This window comes from Streptomyces sp. NBC_01232 (assembly GCF_035989885.1).
Taxonomy (GTDB): domain Bacteria; phylum Actinomycetota; class Actinomycetes; order Streptomycetales; family Streptomycetaceae; genus Streptomyces.
On sequence record NZ_CP108518.1, the window covers coordinates 5,388,717 to 5,403,638 of the forward strand.

Here is a 14,922-nt window from a genome sequence, read left to right on the forward strand (position 1 = left end):
GAGGGAGCACAGCATGGGCAACCACGGCAATCCCGAAGGTTCCGCTCGTCGTCGGCCCGAGGAGCAGCAGCTCGGGCCGGTGTTGAGGAGGCGGAGCCAGGTGCAGGCGGGCAGTACGACGGACCAGCGGCTGCTGGATTCGGCCGGGCCCTCCGAGTGGGTGCACACCGATCCCTGGCGGGTCCTGCGCATCCAGTCGGAGTTCATCGAGGGCTTCGGCACGCTCGCCGAGCTGCCGCCCGCGATCAGCGTGTTCGGTTCGGCCCGTACGCCGCAGGGCTCGCCCGAGTACGACGCGGGCGTACGGATCGGCAGCGCGCTGGTCGACGCCGGCTTCGCGGTGATCACCGGCGGCGGTCCGGGGGCGATGGAGGCGGCCAACAAGGGCGCCCGGGAGGCCAGCGGCATCTCCGTCGGCCTCGGCATCGAGCTGCCCTTCGAGCAGGGGCTGAACGAGCACGTCGATCTCGGGCTGAACTTCCGGTACTTCTTCGTCCGCAAGACGATGTTCGTGAAGTACAGCCAGGGCTTCGTCGTCCTGCCGGGCGGCCTGGGCACGCTGGACGAGCTGTTCGAGGCGCTGACCCTGGTCCAGACCCAGAAGATCACCCGCTTCCCGATCGTGCTGTTCGGCACGGAGTACTGGAGCGGCCTGATCGACTGGCTGCGGAACACGGTGATCGCCCAGGGCAAGGCCTCGGAGAAGGACCTCTACCTGTTCCACGTCACGGACGACGTGGACGAGGCCATCGCGCTGGTGACGAAGGAAGTCGGCAAGTAGGCCCCGGGGTCCGGGGCGGTCCGCCCCGGACCCGGAAGGCCTCAGGCCAGGCCGCGGCGGGCGACCGCCGGGGGACGGTGGCCCTGGATGGAGCGGACCATGTCCAGGATCTGCCGGGTCTCGGCGACCTCGTGGACGCGGTAGACCTGCGCGCCCAGCCAGGCCGAGACGGCCGTCGTGGCCAGGGTGCCCAGCAGGCGTTCCTTGACCGGCTTGTCGAGGGTCTCGCCGACGAAGTCCTTGTTGGACAGGGAGACCAGGACCGGCCAGCCGGTCGCCGTCATCTCGTCCAGCCGGCGCGTGGCCTCCAGCGAGTGCCGGGTGTTCTTCCCGAAGTCGTGGCCGGGGTCGATCATGATGGCGTCCCGGCGCACACCCAGCGCCGCCGCCCGCTCCGCCAGCCCGACCGTCACGCGCAGGACGTCCTCCATGACGTCCTCGTACGCGGTCCGGTGCGGCCGGGTGCGCGGCTCCACGCCGCCCGCGTGGGTGCAGACCAGGCCCGCGCCGTGGCGCGCGGCCACCTCCGCCAGCCTCGGGTCCACCCCGCCCCAGGCGTCGTTGAGGACATCGGCGCCGGCCTCGCAGACCGCCTCGCCGACCTCGTGCCGCCAGGTGTCCACGCTGATCACCACGTCCGGGTGGCGGCGCCGTACCTCGGCCACGAAGCCGACCGTGCGCCGCGCCTCCTCGGCCGCGTCCACGTGCTCGCCCGGGCCGGCCTTGACGCCGCCGATGTCGATGATCGCGGCGCCCTCGGCGATGGCGTGTTCGACCCGGTCCAGCGCCGGCTCGTCGCGGAACGTCGCGCCCTGGTCGTAGAAGGAGTCCGGCGTCCGGTTCACGATGGCCATGATCACCGGCTCGTGGGTGTCGAACTCGCGCCTGCCCAGTCGCAGCATCCTGCTCTTTCCTCCTTCGGCGGCCCTTGCGCCTCGCCTGCGACCTTAACCTGGTGGCCGGAAGTCTCTCAGGGGAGTTGATCGTGTTCTTCTTCTTGATGATCGCGCTGGTCGTGGTCGTGGCAGCGGTCACCCTGGCGGTGATCGGCGGCGGTTCGGAGGCCGTCCTGCCGGAAGCGGAGCCGGACCGGGTGGCGGACGGTCTGCCGGAGAGCCGGCCCGTCGTGCGCGAGGACATCGACGCGCTGCGGCTGCCGGTCGCCCCGCGCGGGTACCGGATGGCCGAGGTGGACGACGTGCTGGAGCGGCTCGCGGCCGAACTGACCGAACGGGACGCGCGCATCGCGCAGCTGACGGCCCGGTCCCAGGCCCCGGCGGCGGAGCCCGCCGACGCCCCGGCGGACGCGCCCGCGCACGTCGACCTCGCCAAGGGCGGCGAGCGGTGACCGGTCCGGTCGCGGGCGCGGACGGGCTGCTGCGCTGCCCGTGGGCGCTGTCCACGCCGGACTACGTGGCCTACCACGACACCGAGTGGGGCCGCCCGGTCCACGGCGACGACGCCCTGTACGAGCGCCTGTGTCTGGAGGCCTTCCAGTCGGGGCTGTCCTGGCTGACGATCCTGCGCCGCCGGGAGGGGTTCCGTAAGGCCTTCCGCGACTTCTCGATCGCCGCGGTCGCGGAGTTCGGCGACGGGGACGCGGAGCGGCTGCTGACCGACGAGGGGATCATCCGCAACCGGGCCAAGATCGAGGCGACCCTCGCCAACGCGAAGGTCCTCGCCGGGTGGGAGCCGGGCGAACTGGACACCCTCATCTGGTCCCACGCCCCCGAGGAGCCGGGACCGGCCCCGCTGACCGTCACCGAGGTCCCGGCGGTCACGACGGAGTCCACCGCCCTCGCCAAGGCCCTGAAGAAGGCCGGCATCCGCTTCGTCGGCCCCACGACGGCCTACGCCCTGATGCAGGCCTGCGGGCTGGTCAACGACCACCTGGCCGCCTGCGTCTCCCGCGACCCGGCCTGACCGGCCGGGCCGCGGGCCGGCCTCAGCGGCCCAGGTACTTCGGCGGCTGCTTCGCGAGGAAGGCCTGGACGGCGATGGAGTGGTCCTCGGAGGCCCCTGCACGGGTCTGGAGGGCGTCCTCATGGGCCAGCGCCTCGGAGAGCGTGTGGGAGGCCCCGTAGGCCAGGGACTCCTTCAGCGCGGCGTACGCGACCGTCGGGCCGGCGGCCAGGGTGCGGGCCACCGCCTCCGCCTCGGCGTGCAGGGAGTCCGCGGGCACCAGGCGGTTGACGATGCCCAGCTCGAACGCCTCCTGCGCCTTGACCGAACGCGGGAAGAGCAGCAGGTCCGAGGCGCGGGAGGCGCCGATCAGACGGGGCAGGGTCCACGAGACCCCGGAGTCGGCCGTCAGCGCCACCCCGGCGAACGAGGTGTTGAAGGACGCGGTGTCGGCGACGACCCTGAAGTCCGCCGCCAGCGCGAAGCCGAAGCCCGCTCCGGCCGCGACGCCGTTGACCCCGGCCACCACGGGCTTCGGCATCTCGGTGAGCGCCCGCACGATCGGGTTGTAGTGGTCGGCGACCGTGGTCATGGTCAGCGAGGAACCGGTCTCGCGGTCCGAGGCGAGGTTCCCGATGTGCTCCTTGAGGTCCTGGCCCACGCAGAAGGCCCGGTCGCCGGCCGCGGTGAGCAGAACGGCCCGAACGGCGGTGTCCGCGGCGGCGGCCTGGACCGCGTCGCGCAGGGCGACCTTGGCCTCGGTGTTCATCGCGTTCATCGCGTCCGGACGGTTGATCGTGATGGTGGCGAGTCCGTCGGTCACTTCGTAGAGCACGCTGTCGGCCATGGCAGGGGGTCCCCCTTCGTCGCGGGCTGGGCTACCGGTCGGTACTGTCCGGTGCAAGGGCCAGCATGGCGGACCGGACGTGGCGCGCACATGTGATGTGCGTCAAAGAAAGCCGATGCCGCTTCCCGGGTGCGGCGGCGAAGTATCGCAGGCGGATCCCCGAAATGAGTGGTTTTGGTCGAGCGCGTTGCCCAAGCGTTCACGGGCGATGTTGGTCATCGGGTCCTGACATGCGGGATAATGGCTGGGAAGCAATGTGTTCGATGCCGGGTATTAGGCGCCTGAATGGGGCCGTCGGCTGACGATGAGCTGGTTTCAGGAAGGGGAACGAGCATGGCGGCCATGAAGCCGCGGACGGGCGACGGCCCGCTCGAGGTCACCAAGGAGGGGCGGGGCATCGTCATGCGCGTACCGCTCGAGGGCGGCGGTCGGCTTGTCGTCGAGCTGACCCCTGATGAGGCGGACGCCCTGGGTGACGCCCTGAAGAAGGTCGTCGGCTGACCCTCCGGGGGCACTGACAGCACTTCCACCTTCTGCGTTTCTGCATTCTCTGCGCTGCCCCGACCGCGATCAGCGGCCGGGGCAGCGTTGTGTCGTGCCCCGGCCCGGGCCGGCCCGACCTGCAAGCACCCCTGGACCTGACCTCTTCGGGAGCCATGCCGTGACCTTCTCCCCGCCCGCGCCGCCCGCCTTCGCGGACTGCACGCCCCGCCAGAAGGCGGCCCGGGTCCTCTCCGACGTGCTGGCCCCGGCGAACCTCGTGGTCGCGCTGCTCCTGCTCGTCGGATGGCACAGCACCGCCTCGTGGGCCGGGCTCGGCTGGGGTCTGCTCGCCGCCCTGTTCTGCGGGGTGGTCCCGATCGGGATCATCACCCTCGGCGTCCACCGGGGCGCACTGACCGACCAGCACATCCGGGTGCGGCGCCAGCGCATCGTCCCGATGGCCCTGAGCCTGGTCTCCGTCGTCGCCGGGATCACCCTCCTGCACGTCCTGGGCGCCCCCCGGGAGGTGTTCGCGCTCGTCGTCGCGATGCTGGTGGGCCTCGTGTCGTCGCTGCTCGTCACGATCGTCTGGCAGATATCGATCCACATGTCGGTGGCCGGCGGCACCGTGATGATCCTGCTGCTCGTCCTCGGGATCCAGGTGCTCCCCGCGGCCCTGGTCGCCGCGGCGGTGGGCTGGTCCCGGCTGGTGCTGGGGGCGCACACCCCGGCCCAGCTCCTCGCCGGCACCGCGCTCGGCGGCACCGCGGCCCTCACCTTCGCGCTCCTGAGCTGACCCGCCGCCCGGCAGGGCCGCAGGACGCGCCCTACGGGAGCCTTCGGCGCGCCCCCGGTGGTCAGCGGCGCACGGCGCACAGCAGCCCGTCGCCCACCGGGAGCAGCGCGGCCTCCAGGGCGGGGCTCTCGCGGACGCTGCGCAGCAGCTCGCGGACGCGCAGCACCTCCACCGGCTGGGCCGCGGAGTCGACCGTACGGCCGTCGGAGAAGACCCCCTCGAAGCACACCAGTCCGCCGGGGCGCAGCAGCCGCAACGATTCGGCGAGGTAGTCGAGGGACTCGGAAGGGTCCCCGTCGCAGAAGACGAGGTCGTATCCGCCGTCGGCGAGCCGGGGCAGTACGTCGAGGGCGCGGCCGGGGATGAAGCGGGCGCGGTTGCCCGCGAAGCCGGCGGCGCGGAAGGCCTGGCGGGCGAAGGCCTGCCGGTCCGCCTCGGGATCCACGGTGGTCAGGACCCCGTCGGGGCGCATTCCGTGCAGGAGGTGGATGCCGGAGACACCGGTTCCGGTGCCGATCTCGGCGACCGCCTTGGCGTCCGCGGTGGCGGCCAGCAGGCGCAGCGCGGCCCCGGTGCCGGGTGAGACGGACCGCAGGCCCGCTTCCCTGGACCGGTCGCGGGCCCATCGCAGAGCGTCGTCCTCGGCGACAAACGCGTCGGCGAACGCCCAGCTCGTCTGCCGGTTGCCGGTAATGACCCTCTCCTGTCCCCATAGTTGGCGCAACGGTGACTGTATCCGTTGACGTCGGGAACCCGCAGATGGGACCGGGCGTTGTGAAGGGTGGAGGCGGGATAAGAAGGGACGGTGCCGGGCAGATCGACGGCCGGGACCGCTCCGGGGCCTAAGTCTCGCGTAAAGATACTGCAAAAACGCTTATCCGGAGCTGACAGAGGGGGTGGCTATGGTAGGGACTCCGCTGGACACCACCAGAGCCGATAGGGGAGGTGCGGCTGCGCCTGTGGATCGTGGGGGCGTACTGAGACGCCTCTTCTGGTCGGCGGGTGAGCCGAAATCCGTGACCAACATTGCTGACCGCTTCCACACCGCAGACACCGCAACCACCGCGACCTTTGCCGCCGATGCGGGCTCCCAGGCGTGGACCCCTCCTTCGTGGGAGGAGATCGTCAGCACGCACAGCGCGCGGGTCTACCGCCTTGCCTACCGTCTGACGGGCAACCAGCACGACGCCGAGGACCTGACCCAGGAAGTCTTCGTCCGGGTCTTCCGCTCGCTGTCCACCTACACGCCCGGCACGTTCGAGGGCTGGCTGCACCGCATCACCACGAACCTCTTCCTGGACATGGTCCGCCGCAAGCAGCGGATCCGCTTCGACGCGCTCGGCGACGACGCCGCCGACCGGCTGCCCAGCCGTGAGCCGTCCCCGCAGCAGGTCCTGCACGACACCCACTTCGACGCGGACGTGCAGCAGGCGCTGGACACCCTCGCCCCCGAGTTCCGCGCGGCCGTGGTGCTGTGCGACATCGAGGGTCTTTCGTACGAGGAGATCGCCGCGACCCTCGGGGTGAAGCTCGGCACCGTGCGCAGCCGTATCCACCGGGGCCGTTCACACCTGCGCAAGGCGCTCAAGCACCGCTCTCCCGAGGCCCGCGCCGAGCAGCGCGCACTGGCGGGAGTGGCGATGGGCGCACCCGGCGCCGGGGGAGAGGGCGGAGCCGAGTGAGCGAGGTCAGTCCGTCCCCCGCCGAACAGCACCTGGGCGACCGGCTTGCCGCCCTCGTGGACGGGGAGCTGAAGCACGATGCCCGCGACCGGGTCCTGGCCCACCTGGCGACCTGCGCCAAGTGCAAGGCCGAGGCCGATGCCCAGCGCCGTCTGAAGACCATGTTCGTGGAGAGCGCGCCGCCACCGCTGTCCGCCGGGCTGCTGGCCCGGCTGCAGGGGCTGCCGGGCGGCGGTCTCGACGACCCGTCCGGCCCCGCCGGTCCGCCCGGCACCACGGGGGCCGGCCCGTTCGACGCGTTCGCGTACGGACTGCCGGTCGCCGCCCGTCCCGAGCCGCAGGACGGCTTCCGCATCCACGAGGTGGGCCGGCCGCGCCGCCGGTTCGCGTTCGTCGCCGCCGGGGCCGTCTCGCTGGCCGCGCTCGCGCTCGGTGGCGCCCTGCCACTGGAGGCGGACCCGAACCTCAGGGGCGATTCCCCGGCCCCGGCCTCCCGGCCCGGTCCTCCCGCCCTGCCCGTGGCCGATCAGGGGGCACGTGACCGCCTGCCCACCCCCGCGGCCGTCCCGACCCTCCTGTCGGCCGTGGCGACCCCGCTGCCGCCGCTGCGGCCCTCCCCGCAGGTCCCGGCCCGCCCGGTCTCCCTGCTGCGCTGACGCGGGACCTGATTGAATCTGCGGCACATGCGCATAGGTACGCGGGGAGCGCCCATGGCCGACAGGCAGCAGACCGATCCGGCTCCGCAGTGGTGGAGCCGGCCCGAGGGGACGGCCGAGGACGGCCGCCGCGAGGGCGTTCCCGCGCCCCGGCCCGAAGCCGGGAGCGGGTCCGACGGCAGCGGGTCCGACGGCAGCGGGTCCTACGGCAGCGGATCCGACGGCAGCGGGTCCTACGGCACTGGGTCCGACGGTGGCGTGACCTTCGGCGAGCCCTCCGGCGGGGGCGAGCCGGCGCAGCAGGCGGCCGATGCCCCCGCGGTGCGGTACGACCCCTGGGCCGCCGTGCCGCTGCAGGTCGTGGACCGGGGCCGGACGCCGCGCGGGATCAGGCTGTGGCAGGTGGTGGCCCTCAGCCTCGGAACGGCCCTGCTCGCGGGCGGGATCGGCGGCTACGCCGGCGTGCTCGCCGAACGGCGCACCAACACCCGGCTGGAACTGCCCCAGGCAGCCGCCGCCGACAAGGGCCGGGCACCCGAGAGCGTGGCCGGCATCGCGGCCACCGCCCTGCCCGGGGTGGTGACCCTGCACGTGCGGGGCGCGAAGGGCAGCGGTACGGGCACCGGCTTCGTGCTCGACCAGCAGGGGCACATCCTGACCAACAACCACGTGGTGGCCGACTCCAAGGAGATAGCGGTCACCTTCAGCACCGGCGAGAGCGTCACCGCCGAGCTGGTCGGCCGCGACTCCGGCTACGACCTGGCCGTGGTCAAGGTCAGCGGGGTGCGCGGGCTCCAGCCGCTGAGCCTGGGCAACTCCGAGAACGTGAAGGTCGGTGATCCGGTGGTGGCCATCGGTGCGCCGTTCGACCTCTCCAACACCGTCACCGCCGGCATCATCAGCGCCACCGGCCGGCCCGTCACCGCGGGCGGCGACAAGGGCGACGGCAGCGACATCAGCTACGTCGACGCGCTGCAGACCGACGCCCCCATCAACCCGGGGAACTCCGGCGGCCCGCTCCTCGACGCCAAGGCCCACGTGGTCGGCATCAACAGCGCCATCCGCGGGGCCGACAAGGACGACCCCACCCGGCAGGGCGGCTCCATCGGGCTCGGCTTCGCCATCCCCATCAACCAGGGCAAGCGCGTCGCCGAGGAGCTCATCCGCACCGGCCGCGCCACGCACCCCGTCATCGGGGTCACGCTCGACATGGACTACACGGGCGACGGAGCCCGGGTCGGGGACAAGGGCGAGGACGGCAAGCCGTCCGTGGTCGCCGACGGACCGGGCGCGCGCGCCGGGATCCGGGCCGGAGACGTGATCACCAAGGTGGACGGACAGCGAGTGCGCGGCGGTGACGAGCTGATCATCAAGATCCGGGCCCATCGCCCCGGCGATCCGCTGACCCTCACGGTCCTGCGCGACGGCCGCGAAAGCACACTGAAAGTGGTCCTCGGATCGGCGAACGGCTCATGAGCGCGGCATGACGGCCGGGTGAAACCGCCGCGGAGGCGGTACGGAGGTATGGGCCCGCGGGCAACGACGGGTACCGTGTGTCGGGGCCCGAAGTGAGAGAGAGCCGAGGAGCGGCAAGTGTTCAACGACATAGGCGCACTCGAACTTGTCACGATCGTGGTGCTCGGCATTCTCATCTTCGGCCCGGAAAAGCTGCCCAAGGTCATTCAGGACGTCACCGGCTTCGTCCGGAAGATCCGTGAGTTCTCCGACAGTGCGAAGCACGACATCCGCTCCGAACTCGGCCCGGAATTCAAGGACTTCGAGTTCGAGGACCTGAATCCGAAGACCTTCATCCGCAAGCAGCTGACCGAGAACGAGGACCTCAAGGAGATCCGCGGCAGCTTCGACCTCCGCAAGGAGCTGAACGACGTCTCCGACGCCGTGAAGAGCTCGGCGTCCGACAGCGCCCCGGCTCCCGCCGCCGCGCCCGCCGTGACCGGCCCCGACCTGCTGAAGAAGCCCGCCGCCCCCGCCCCGGAGCAGCACTCGCGCTTCGACGCCGACGCCACCTGACGCGCGGCCTGCCCGGCGATCCGCGGTCGGATGGCTATCCTCCATCTGTCCGGATCGCAGGACGCCCGAGGGAGGGGGTCCCCCCAGCGAAGCGAGGGGGAGGGCCGTTCCGGACCCCACGGAACGAGAGGCCGCCCAGATGGAGACGACGAGCAGCAGCCGGGCAGGGACGCAGACCGCGGAGGCCCTCGCCCCCGCCGGCGCACCCGGCCAGGAGCCGGATACCGGCCCGCACGGTGATACGCAGCCACAGGAGGCCCCTGCGCCCGTACCGGCGGCCCGCCGGACGGCCGAGGGGTTCCTGGCCGCGGACTTCCCCTGGTACGGCCTGGACGGGGCCTTCAGCGGCCCCCGCTGGCTCATGCAGGTCGGTACCGCCGCCGACGGCACCGTGGAGCACGGCTCCACCGGCCACGGCGACGAGCCCTCCGCCCGGGGTGAGATCGCCACCGGCGAGAAGGAGCGCTTCGCGGTGGTCATCACCGTGGCGAGCAACCCGCTGCGCCGCAGCGGAGACGGCACCGGAGTCCTGGAGGCCACCTCGGTCGCCTCGGCGGCCTGGCTGGCCGGCTCCGGACTGCTGGCCTACAGCTGGCCCGGCCAGATGGACCACACGCTGCGCGACGACTGGCTGGACCAGCAGACCGAGGCCGCGTGGGAGCTGGCGGACGACCTGGCCGGTGAGGACTGGTCCACGCTGTCGCTGCCCGTGGACGGGGAGCCGACGGCCTTCCACTACCGCGAGTCGGAGTTCGGCTGGGTGCTGGCCGGGTCCACCGGCAGCGGGGTCCACCTGGGTGCTTACGGCCGCGGGATGAGCGCGTACGGGCTCGGGTTCTCCGCGATCGCGGACCTCGGTTCGTACGAGTGAGGCCCGGCGGCCGTCGGGTGACCGGCGGCGGGTGACCGGGAGCCGGCGACCCGTCGCCGGTACGCGGAAGGGCGCCGCTCGGCGAGCGGCGCCCTTCCGCGTGATATCCGGGGCCCGGATCAGAACTTGTTGCGCGGGGTGATCCCCAGGGACATGCCCGACAGTCCGCGCGCGCGGCCGCCCAGCTTGCCCGCGATCGCGCGCAGGGCCGCGCCGGCCGGGGAGTCCGGGTCGGACAGCACGACGGGCTTGCCGTCGTCGCCGCCCTCGCGCAGCCGGACGTCGATCGGGATCGAGCCCAGCACCGGCACGGACGCGCCGACCGTCTTGGTCAGGCCGTCGGCGACCTTCTGGCCACCGCCCGAGCCGAAGACGTCGACCATCTCGTCGCAGTGCGGGCACGGCAGGCCCGACATGTTCTCGACCACGCCGACGATCTTCTGGTGGGTCTGCACGGCAATGGAGCCGGCCCGCTCCGCGACCTCGGCCGCGGCCTGCTGCGGGGTGGTGACGACCAGGATCTCCGCGTTCGGCACCAGCTGGGCAACGGAGATCGCGATGTCACCGGTGCCCGGCGGCAGGTCCAGCAGCAGGACGTCCAGGTCGCCCCAGAACACGTCGGCGAGGAACTGCTGGAGGGCGCGGTGCAGCATCGGCCCGCGCCACACCACCGGCGCGTTGCCCGGGGTGAACATGCCGATGGAGATGACCTTCACGCCGTGCGCGGACGGCGGCATGATCATGTTCTCGACCTGGGTCGGACGCCCGTCCACACCCAGCATGCGCGGCACGCTGTGGCCGTAGATGTCCGCGTCGACCACGCCGACCTTCAGGCCGTCCGCCGCCATCGCCGCGGCCAGGTTCACCGTGACGGACGACTTGCCGACACCGCCCTTGCCGGACGCGACCGCGTACACACGGGTCAGCGAGCCCGGCTTGGCGAAGGGCACCTCGCGCTCGGCGGTGCCGCCGCGCAGCGTGGCCGCCAGGTCCTTGCGCTGCTCGTCGCTCATCACGTCGAGGGTGACGGCGACGGAGGTGACGCCCGCGACCTTCTCGACGGCCTCGGTGACGTTCTTCGTGATGGTCTCGCGCATGGGACAGCCCGACACCGTGAGGTAGACCGTGACGGCGACCTCGCCGCCCTCACCGATCTCCACCGATTTGACCATGCCGAGCTCGGTGATCGGCCGGTGGATCTCGGGGTCGTTCACCGTCGCCAGCGCGTCCAGGATCGCGTCCTGCTCAGGCACGGCGGCGGAGCTTGTGTCGGTAGCCATGCACCGATGGTACGGCTCGGTAGCAGGCCGCAGGAAAGCCCGTCAGCGGTCGCCTTCATCACGTTCCGCGGGGAATAGACGCCGCTCGTCCATCTCCTTGATCAGGTCCTGGAACTCGGACCTGATCCAGTCGCGCGTGGCGACCTCGCCCAGACCCATCCGCAGGGCGGCGATTTCCCGGGTCAGGTACTCCGTGTCGGCGATGGACCGCTCGTTCTGCTTGCGGTCCTGCTCGTGCGTGACCCGGTCGCGGTCGTCCTGGCGGTTCTGCGCGAGCAGGATCAGCGGAGCCGCGTAGGAGGCCTGGAGCGACAGCATCAGCGTCAGGAAGATGAAGGGGTACTTGTCGAACCGCAGGTTGTCGGGCGCGAAGACGTTCCACAGCACCCACACGACGACGACCAGGGTCATCCAGACGATGAACCGGCCGGTGCCCAGGAAGCGCGCCACCCGCTCCGACAGCCGTCCGAAGGCCTCCGGGTCGTACTCGGGCAGCAGCGACCGCCGCGGCGCGCGCGGCAGGTCCAGGCGCACCCGCGAGCGCGTCAGCGCGCTCGACCCGGTGCCCGACGACTTCGCCGCGCGCTCGCCGGAACGTTCCGCCGCGTCCGCCGCCAATCCGTGCTCGCGCGCCTGCATCCGCGCCTGCTCGCGCCGCTCCCGGATCTGCTCCCGGCGCCGCTCGCGCGCCTGCTCGCCCCGTCCCCGGTCGAAGCGTCCTCGCTCAGCGGCCACCGATGGCCTCCTCGGAATGGAAGTCCGTCTCCCGCCAGTCGTCCGGCAGCAGGTGGTCCAGCACGTCGTCCACCGTCACCGCGCCCAGCAGTGAACCGCTCTCGTCGACCACCGGCACCGCCACCATGTTGTAGGCGGCGAGGTGCGTGGTCACAGCGGGCAGCGAGGCGTTCGGCCGCAGCGGCGGCAGGTCCGTGTCCACGATCGAGCTGACCAGCGTGAACGGCGGATCCCGCAGCAGCCGCTGGAAGTGCACCGTGCCCAGGTACTTGCCCGTCGGCGTCTCGTCCGGCGGCCGGCACACGTACACCTGCGCCGCCAGCGCCGGCGACAGGTCCGCCTGCCGTACGCGGGCCAGCGCGTCCGCTACCGTCGCGTCCGGCCGCAGCACGATCGGCTCGGTGGTCATCAGACCGCCGGCGGTGTTCTCCTCGTAGGACAGCAGGCGGCGCACATCGGCCGCGTCGTCCGGCTGCATCAGGGTCAGCAGCCGCTCCTTGTCGTCCTCCGGCAGCTCGGACAGCAGGTCGGCCGCGTCGTCCGGGTCCATCGCCTCCAGGACGTCGGCGGCGCGCTCCTCCTTCAGCTTGCCGAGGATCTCCACCTGCTCGTCCTCGGGCAGCTCCTCCAGCACGTCCGCGAGCCGGTCGTCGTCGAGGGCGTTGGCCACCTCGGCGCGCCGCTTCGGCGTCAGGTGGTGCAGCACGTTCGCCACGTCGGCCGGGCGCATCTGCTCGAAGGTGGCGACCAGGTTCTCGGCGCCCTGGCCGTGCTCCTCCAGCGAGAAGCCCGTCACCGCCGACCACTCCACGGTCAGGGCCTCACCGCGTCGGCGCAGCGCCCCCGACTTGCCCTTCCGTACGAAAATCCGGTCGATCTCCCAGTCCCGGCGGGCCGGCAGCTGCTGGATGGCCACGTCCAGGACGGTGACCTCCTCGCCGCTCGAGACCAGGGTCACCCGCCGGTCCAGCAGCTCGCCCAGGACCAGGCGTTCGGTCGGGCGCTGCTCGAACCGCCGCATGTTGACGACACCGGTGGTGATGACCTGCCCGGACTCCACACCGGTGACCCGGGTCATCGGCAGGAAGATCCGCCGCCGGCTGACGACCTCGACCACCAGGCCCAGCAGCCGCGGCGGGCGGCCGCCGACCCGGAGCATCGCCACGAGGTCGCGGACCCGGCCGACCTGGTCGCCGTTGGGATCGAACACGGGCACACCCGACAGATGCGAGACGAAGATCCGCGGGGCGCCTGCAGCCATCCGAGCGCCTCCTAGTGCGTCGATCAAGAGTCGTGCCGCCCCTCAGGCTAGCCCGTGCCGCAGGAAAGCGTCCTGGTGGGGCGGTCCGCCCGGGGGCCCGTGAACACCGGGGCGCGGTCGCGGGGCGCGACGTACGGACGGGTACGCTGCCTGCTGCTCGCAGACGACCGACGAGAGGCCCCCGCCCGTGACCGCCTACTTCCCTGCCGCGCGGCTGCGCCGGGCCGCGTTCATCGGTGTGCTGTGCGCGGGCCTCGCCGTCACCGGTACGGGCTGCGGGGACGACCCCGACGAGGGCACGAACGGCGTCGGCAAGCTCACCGCGGACAAGATCGAGGCGAAGGCGAAGGCCGCCGCGACCGAGGCCGACTCGGTGCACCTGTCCGGCACGCTGGTGAGCGGCGGCAAGTCCTTCACGCTCGACATGCGGCTGAAGGCCGACGGCGGCTCCGGCGAGGTGAAGTCGAAGGACGACACCTTCCAGCTGCTGCGCGTGGGGGAGCAGCTGTACCTGAAGGCGAGCGCGGCGTTCTGGGGCCAGTCCGACTCGGCCGGCAAGCTCGGCGACAAGTACGTGAAGGTGCCCGAGGGCGACCCCTCCTACAAGCAGTTCCGCGGCTTCACCGACATGGACGTCCTGCTGGACGGGCTCCTCGGCCTGGAGGGCAAGCTCGCCAAGGGCTCGTACACCAAGGTCGGGCACACCCGCGCGGTCCAGGTCACGGCGAACGAGGGCAAGGGCGGCAAGCTCTCGGTCTCGCTGGAGGGGACCCCGTACCCGTTGATGATGGAGCGGGCGGGCGGCGCCGGCCGGGTGGAACTCGCCGAGTGGGGCAAGACGTTCCCGCTGGAGGCGCCCGCGCAGGACCAGACCGTCGACTACGGGTCCCAGCTGCCGACGACCAAGGACCAGAGCGGCGAGCCGGCCCCGGCCCCCTCCAAGGGCTCCGGCCAGGGCTCGAACCCCACGAAGCCGTAGGGCTGCGATCGGCGGATCAGCGGGTGTCGTGCCGATCACTCCGGCTCGCGGGTTCCGGCGCCGCCAAGACGCCCTGACGACAGGACCTAGCGGGCGGCCTTCTTGCGCTTGAGCAGCAGCTTCGGCAGGCCTGCCGGAACGGCCCGGCGGGTCGTCGCCGGAGACGGCAGCGGCACCGCGGCCAGCGAGCCGTCCGGCAGCTGCGCCCGGACCGACTCCGGCTCCAGCCGCAGCAGCCGGCACTCGCGCGCCCACCGCTCGGTCATGTCCCCCGAGTCGGGCGCGTTCAGCCGCTTGCCCTTGAGCTCGGCGACGGCCGCGGCCCACTCCTCGCCGCGCGGCGGGAGCTCCCGTACCGTCGCCGTCCAGGCCACGAGCCGGCCGCCCTTGTCCTTGCTCCGCACGGTCACCTCGGCGCTCGCCCCGTCCGCCAGGCCCGGGAACGGCTGCTCGCCGGGCCCGTCGCCCAGCACATGGGCCGCGCCGTCCACCCAGGCGTGCCACAGGGCGCGGTCGGCCCCGCCGCCGCGCACCCAGATCAGGCCGGACTTCTTGGTGGCCTCCTCGACGAGGGCCAGGTCGAGCGTGCTGAGAGTCATGCCGACAGGGTAGGGGGTC

Annotated in this window: 18 protein-coding genes; 11 read left to right on the forward strand and 7 right to left on the reverse strand. The window is 72.3% G+C overall.

Going from position 1 to position 14,922, the window contains the following annotated elements; all coding sequences use genetic code 11:
* The first annotated feature begins 13 nt into the window (after positions 1 to 13).
* A complete protein-coding gene (locus OG444_RS25095) occupies positions 14 to 781 on the forward strand; it encodes a TIGR00730 family Rossman fold protein (protein ID WP_327264293.1) in 768 nt (255 codons plus the stop codon).
* A 41-nt stretch (positions 782 to 822) separates the two neighbouring features.
* On the opposite strand, the gene folP is transcribed toward OG444_RS25095, so the two are convergent.
* Positions 823 to 1,683, reverse strand: coding sequence for a dihydropteroate synthase (gene folP, locus OG444_RS25100; protein ID WP_327264294.1), 861 nt, complete (start codon positions 1,681 to 1,683; stop codon positions 823 to 825).
* 77 nt (positions 1,684 to 1,760) lie between these two features.
* On the opposite strand from folP, the gene OG444_RS25105 reads away from it, so the two are divergent.
* Together OG444_RS25105 and OG444_RS25110 are read left to right on the forward strand one after the other, a co-directional pair.
* Positions 1,761 to 2,129 carry a DivIVA domain-containing protein gene (locus OG444_RS25105; protein ID WP_327266921.1) on the forward strand — a complete coding sequence of 123 codons (369 nt, stop codon included), beginning with the start codon at positions 1,761 to 1,763 and terminating at the stop codon, positions 2,127 to 2,129.
* Complete coding sequence (locus OG444_RS25110; protein WP_327264295.1) at positions 2,126 to 2,704, forward strand: DNA-3-methyladenine glycosylase I; 579 nt, start codon at positions 2,126 to 2,128, stop codon at positions 2,702 to 2,704. The genes OG444_RS25105 and OG444_RS25110 overlap by 4 nt, the downstream gene beginning before the upstream one ends.
* Before the next feature lie 22 nt (positions 2,705 to 2,726).
* On the opposite strand, the gene OG444_RS25115 is transcribed toward OG444_RS25110, so the two are convergent.
* A complete protein-coding gene (locus tag OG444_RS25115; RefSeq protein ID WP_327264296.1) occupies positions 2,727 to 3,530 on the reverse strand; it encodes an enoyl-CoA hydratase/isomerase family protein in 804 nt (267 codons plus the stop codon).
* A 333-nt stretch (positions 3,531 to 3,863) separates the two neighbouring features.
* Between OG444_RS25115 and OG444_RS25120 the strand changes: the two genes are divergently transcribed.
* Together OG444_RS25120 and OG444_RS25125 are read left to right on the forward strand one after the other, a co-directional pair.
* Complete coding sequence (locus OG444_RS25120) at positions 3,864 to 4,031, forward strand: DUF3117 domain-containing protein (protein WP_003966491.1); 168 nt, start codon at positions 3,864 to 3,866, stop codon at positions 4,029 to 4,031.
* A gap of 160 nt (positions 4,032 to 4,191) precedes the next feature.
* Positions 4,192 to 4,809, forward strand: coding sequence for a hypothetical protein (locus tag OG444_RS25125; protein WP_327264297.1), 618 nt, complete (start codon positions 4,192 to 4,194; stop codon positions 4,807 to 4,809).
* A 61-nt stretch (positions 4,810 to 4,870) separates the two neighbouring features.
* Here OG444_RS25125 and OG444_RS25130 read toward each other — a convergent pair whose 3' ends face one another.
* Positions 4,871 to 5,533: an O-methyltransferase gene (locus OG444_RS25130; RefSeq protein WP_030385883.1), complete on the reverse strand. Its 663-nt coding sequence runs from the start codon at positions 5,531 to 5,533 to the stop codon at positions 4,871 to 4,873.
* Between the two features lie 178 nt (positions 5,534 to 5,711).
* Between OG444_RS25130 and sigE the strand changes: the two genes are divergently transcribed.
* The 5 genes from sigE to OG444_RS25155 all read left to right on the forward strand — a co-directional run bounded on the left by sigE (position 5,712) and on the right by OG444_RS25155 (position 10,049).
* Positions 5,712 to 6,491, forward strand: coding sequence for an RNA polymerase sigma factor SigE (gene sigE, locus OG444_RS25135; protein WP_327264298.1), 780 nt, complete (start codon positions 5,712 to 5,714; stop codon positions 6,489 to 6,491).
* Complete coding sequence (locus OG444_RS25140) at positions 6,488 to 7,147, forward strand: zf-HC2 domain-containing protein (protein WP_442810611.1); 660 nt, start codon at positions 6,488 to 6,490, stop codon at positions 7,145 to 7,147. Before sigE ends, OG444_RS25140 begins: the two co-directional genes overlap by 4 nt.
* A 54-nt stretch (positions 7,148 to 7,201) precedes the next feature.
* Positions 7,202 to 8,623, forward strand: a complete 1,422-nt coding sequence (locus tag OG444_RS25145) for a S1C family serine protease (protein ID WP_327264299.1) — start codon at positions 7,202 to 7,204, stop codon at positions 8,621 to 8,623.
* Positions 8,624 to 8,740: 117 nt separating this feature from the next.
* Positions 8,741 to 9,178 (forward strand): sec-independent translocase, encoded by a 438-nt coding sequence (locus OG444_RS25150; RefSeq protein ID WP_327264300.1) that lies wholly within the window; start codon positions 8,741 to 8,743, stop codon positions 9,176 to 9,178.
* A 139-nt stretch (positions 9,179 to 9,317) separates the two neighbouring features.
* The gene (locus OG444_RS25155; RefSeq protein ID WP_327264301.1) at positions 9,318 to 10,049 is read left to right on the forward strand and encodes a hypothetical protein; all 732 of its coding nucleotides are present in this window, start codon (positions 9,318 to 9,320) and stop codon (positions 10,047 to 10,049) included.
* A 119-nt stretch (positions 10,050 to 10,168) separates the two neighbouring features.
* Here OG444_RS25155 and OG444_RS25160 read toward each other — a convergent pair whose 3' ends face one another.
* The 3 genes from OG444_RS25160 to OG444_RS25170 form a co-directional block, all read right to left on the reverse strand.
* A complete protein-coding gene (locus OG444_RS25160) occupies positions 10,169 to 11,284 on the reverse strand; it encodes an Mrp/NBP35 family ATP-binding protein (protein WP_383201639.1) in 1,116 nt (371 codons plus the stop codon).
* An 87-nt stretch (positions 11,285 to 11,371) separates the two neighbouring features.
* Positions 11,372 to 11,968 (reverse strand): DUF1003 domain-containing protein, encoded by a 597-nt coding sequence (locus tag OG444_RS25165; RefSeq protein WP_327266922.1) that lies wholly within the window; start codon positions 11,966 to 11,968, stop codon positions 11,372 to 11,374.
* Positions 11,969 to 12,053: 85 nt separating this feature from the next.
* Positions 12,054 to 13,325: a magnesium transporter MgtE N-terminal domain-containing protein gene (locus tag OG444_RS25170; RefSeq protein ID WP_327264303.1), complete on the reverse strand. Its 1,272-nt coding sequence runs from the start codon at positions 13,323 to 13,325 to the stop codon at positions 12,054 to 12,056.
* A gap of 187 nt (positions 13,326 to 13,512) precedes the next feature.
* Between OG444_RS25170 and OG444_RS25175 the strand changes: the two genes are divergently transcribed.
* Positions 13,513 to 14,304, forward strand: a complete 792-nt coding sequence (locus OG444_RS25175; RefSeq protein WP_327264304.1) for a hypothetical protein — start codon at positions 13,513 to 13,515, stop codon at positions 14,302 to 14,304.
* 86 nt (positions 14,305 to 14,390) lie between these two features.
* Here the strand turns inward: OG444_RS25175 and OG444_RS25180 are convergent, their stop codons facing one another.
* Positions 14,391 to 14,903: a hypothetical protein gene (locus OG444_RS25180; RefSeq protein ID WP_327264305.1), complete on the reverse strand. Its 513-nt coding sequence runs from the start codon at positions 14,901 to 14,903 to the stop codon at positions 14,391 to 14,393.
* Between the last annotated feature and the right edge of the window lie 19 nt (positions 14,904 to 14,922).

Excerpts from the sequence above, each read along its gene's own strand:
- OG444_RS25155 (WP_327264301.1), top strand. The coding sequence starts at position 9,318 with ATGGAGACGACGAGCAGCAGCCGGGCAGGGACGCAGACCGCGGAGGCC.
- OG444_RS25095 (WP_327264293.1), top strand. The coding sequence starts at position 14 with ATGGGCAACCACGGCAATCCCGAAGGTTCCGCTCGTCGTCGGCCCGAG.
- OG444_RS25115 (WP_327264296.1), bottom strand. The coding sequence starts at position 3,530 with ATGGCCGACAGCGTGCTCTACGAAGTGACCGACGGACTCGCCACCATC.
- sigE (WP_327264298.1), top strand. The coding sequence starts at position 5,712 with ATGGTAGGGACTCCGCTGGACACCACCAGAGCCGATAGGGGAGGTGCG.
- OG444_RS25120 (WP_003966491.1), top strand. The coding sequence starts at position 3,864 with ATGGCGGCCATGAAGCCGCGGACGGGCGACGGCCCGCTCGAGGTCACC.
- OG444_RS25165 (WP_327266922.1), bottom strand. The coding sequence starts at position 11,968 with ATGCAGGCGCGCGAGCACGGATTGGCGGCGGACGCGGCGGAACGTTCC.
- folP (WP_327264294.1), bottom strand. The coding sequence starts at position 1,683 with ATGCTGCGACTGGGCAGGCGCGAGTTCGACACCCACGAGCCGGTGATC.
- OG444_RS25145 (WP_327264299.1), top strand. The coding sequence starts at position 7,202 with ATGGCCGACAGGCAGCAGACCGATCCGGCTCCGCAGTGGTGGAGCCGG.
- OG444_RS25180 (WP_327264305.1), bottom strand. The coding sequence starts at position 14,903 with ATGACTCTCAGCACGCTCGACCTGGCCCTCGTCGAGGAGGCCACCAAG.
- OG444_RS25170 (WP_327264303.1), bottom strand. The coding sequence starts at position 13,325 with ATGGCTGCAGGCGCCCCGCGGATCTTCGTCTCGCATCTGTCGGGTGTG.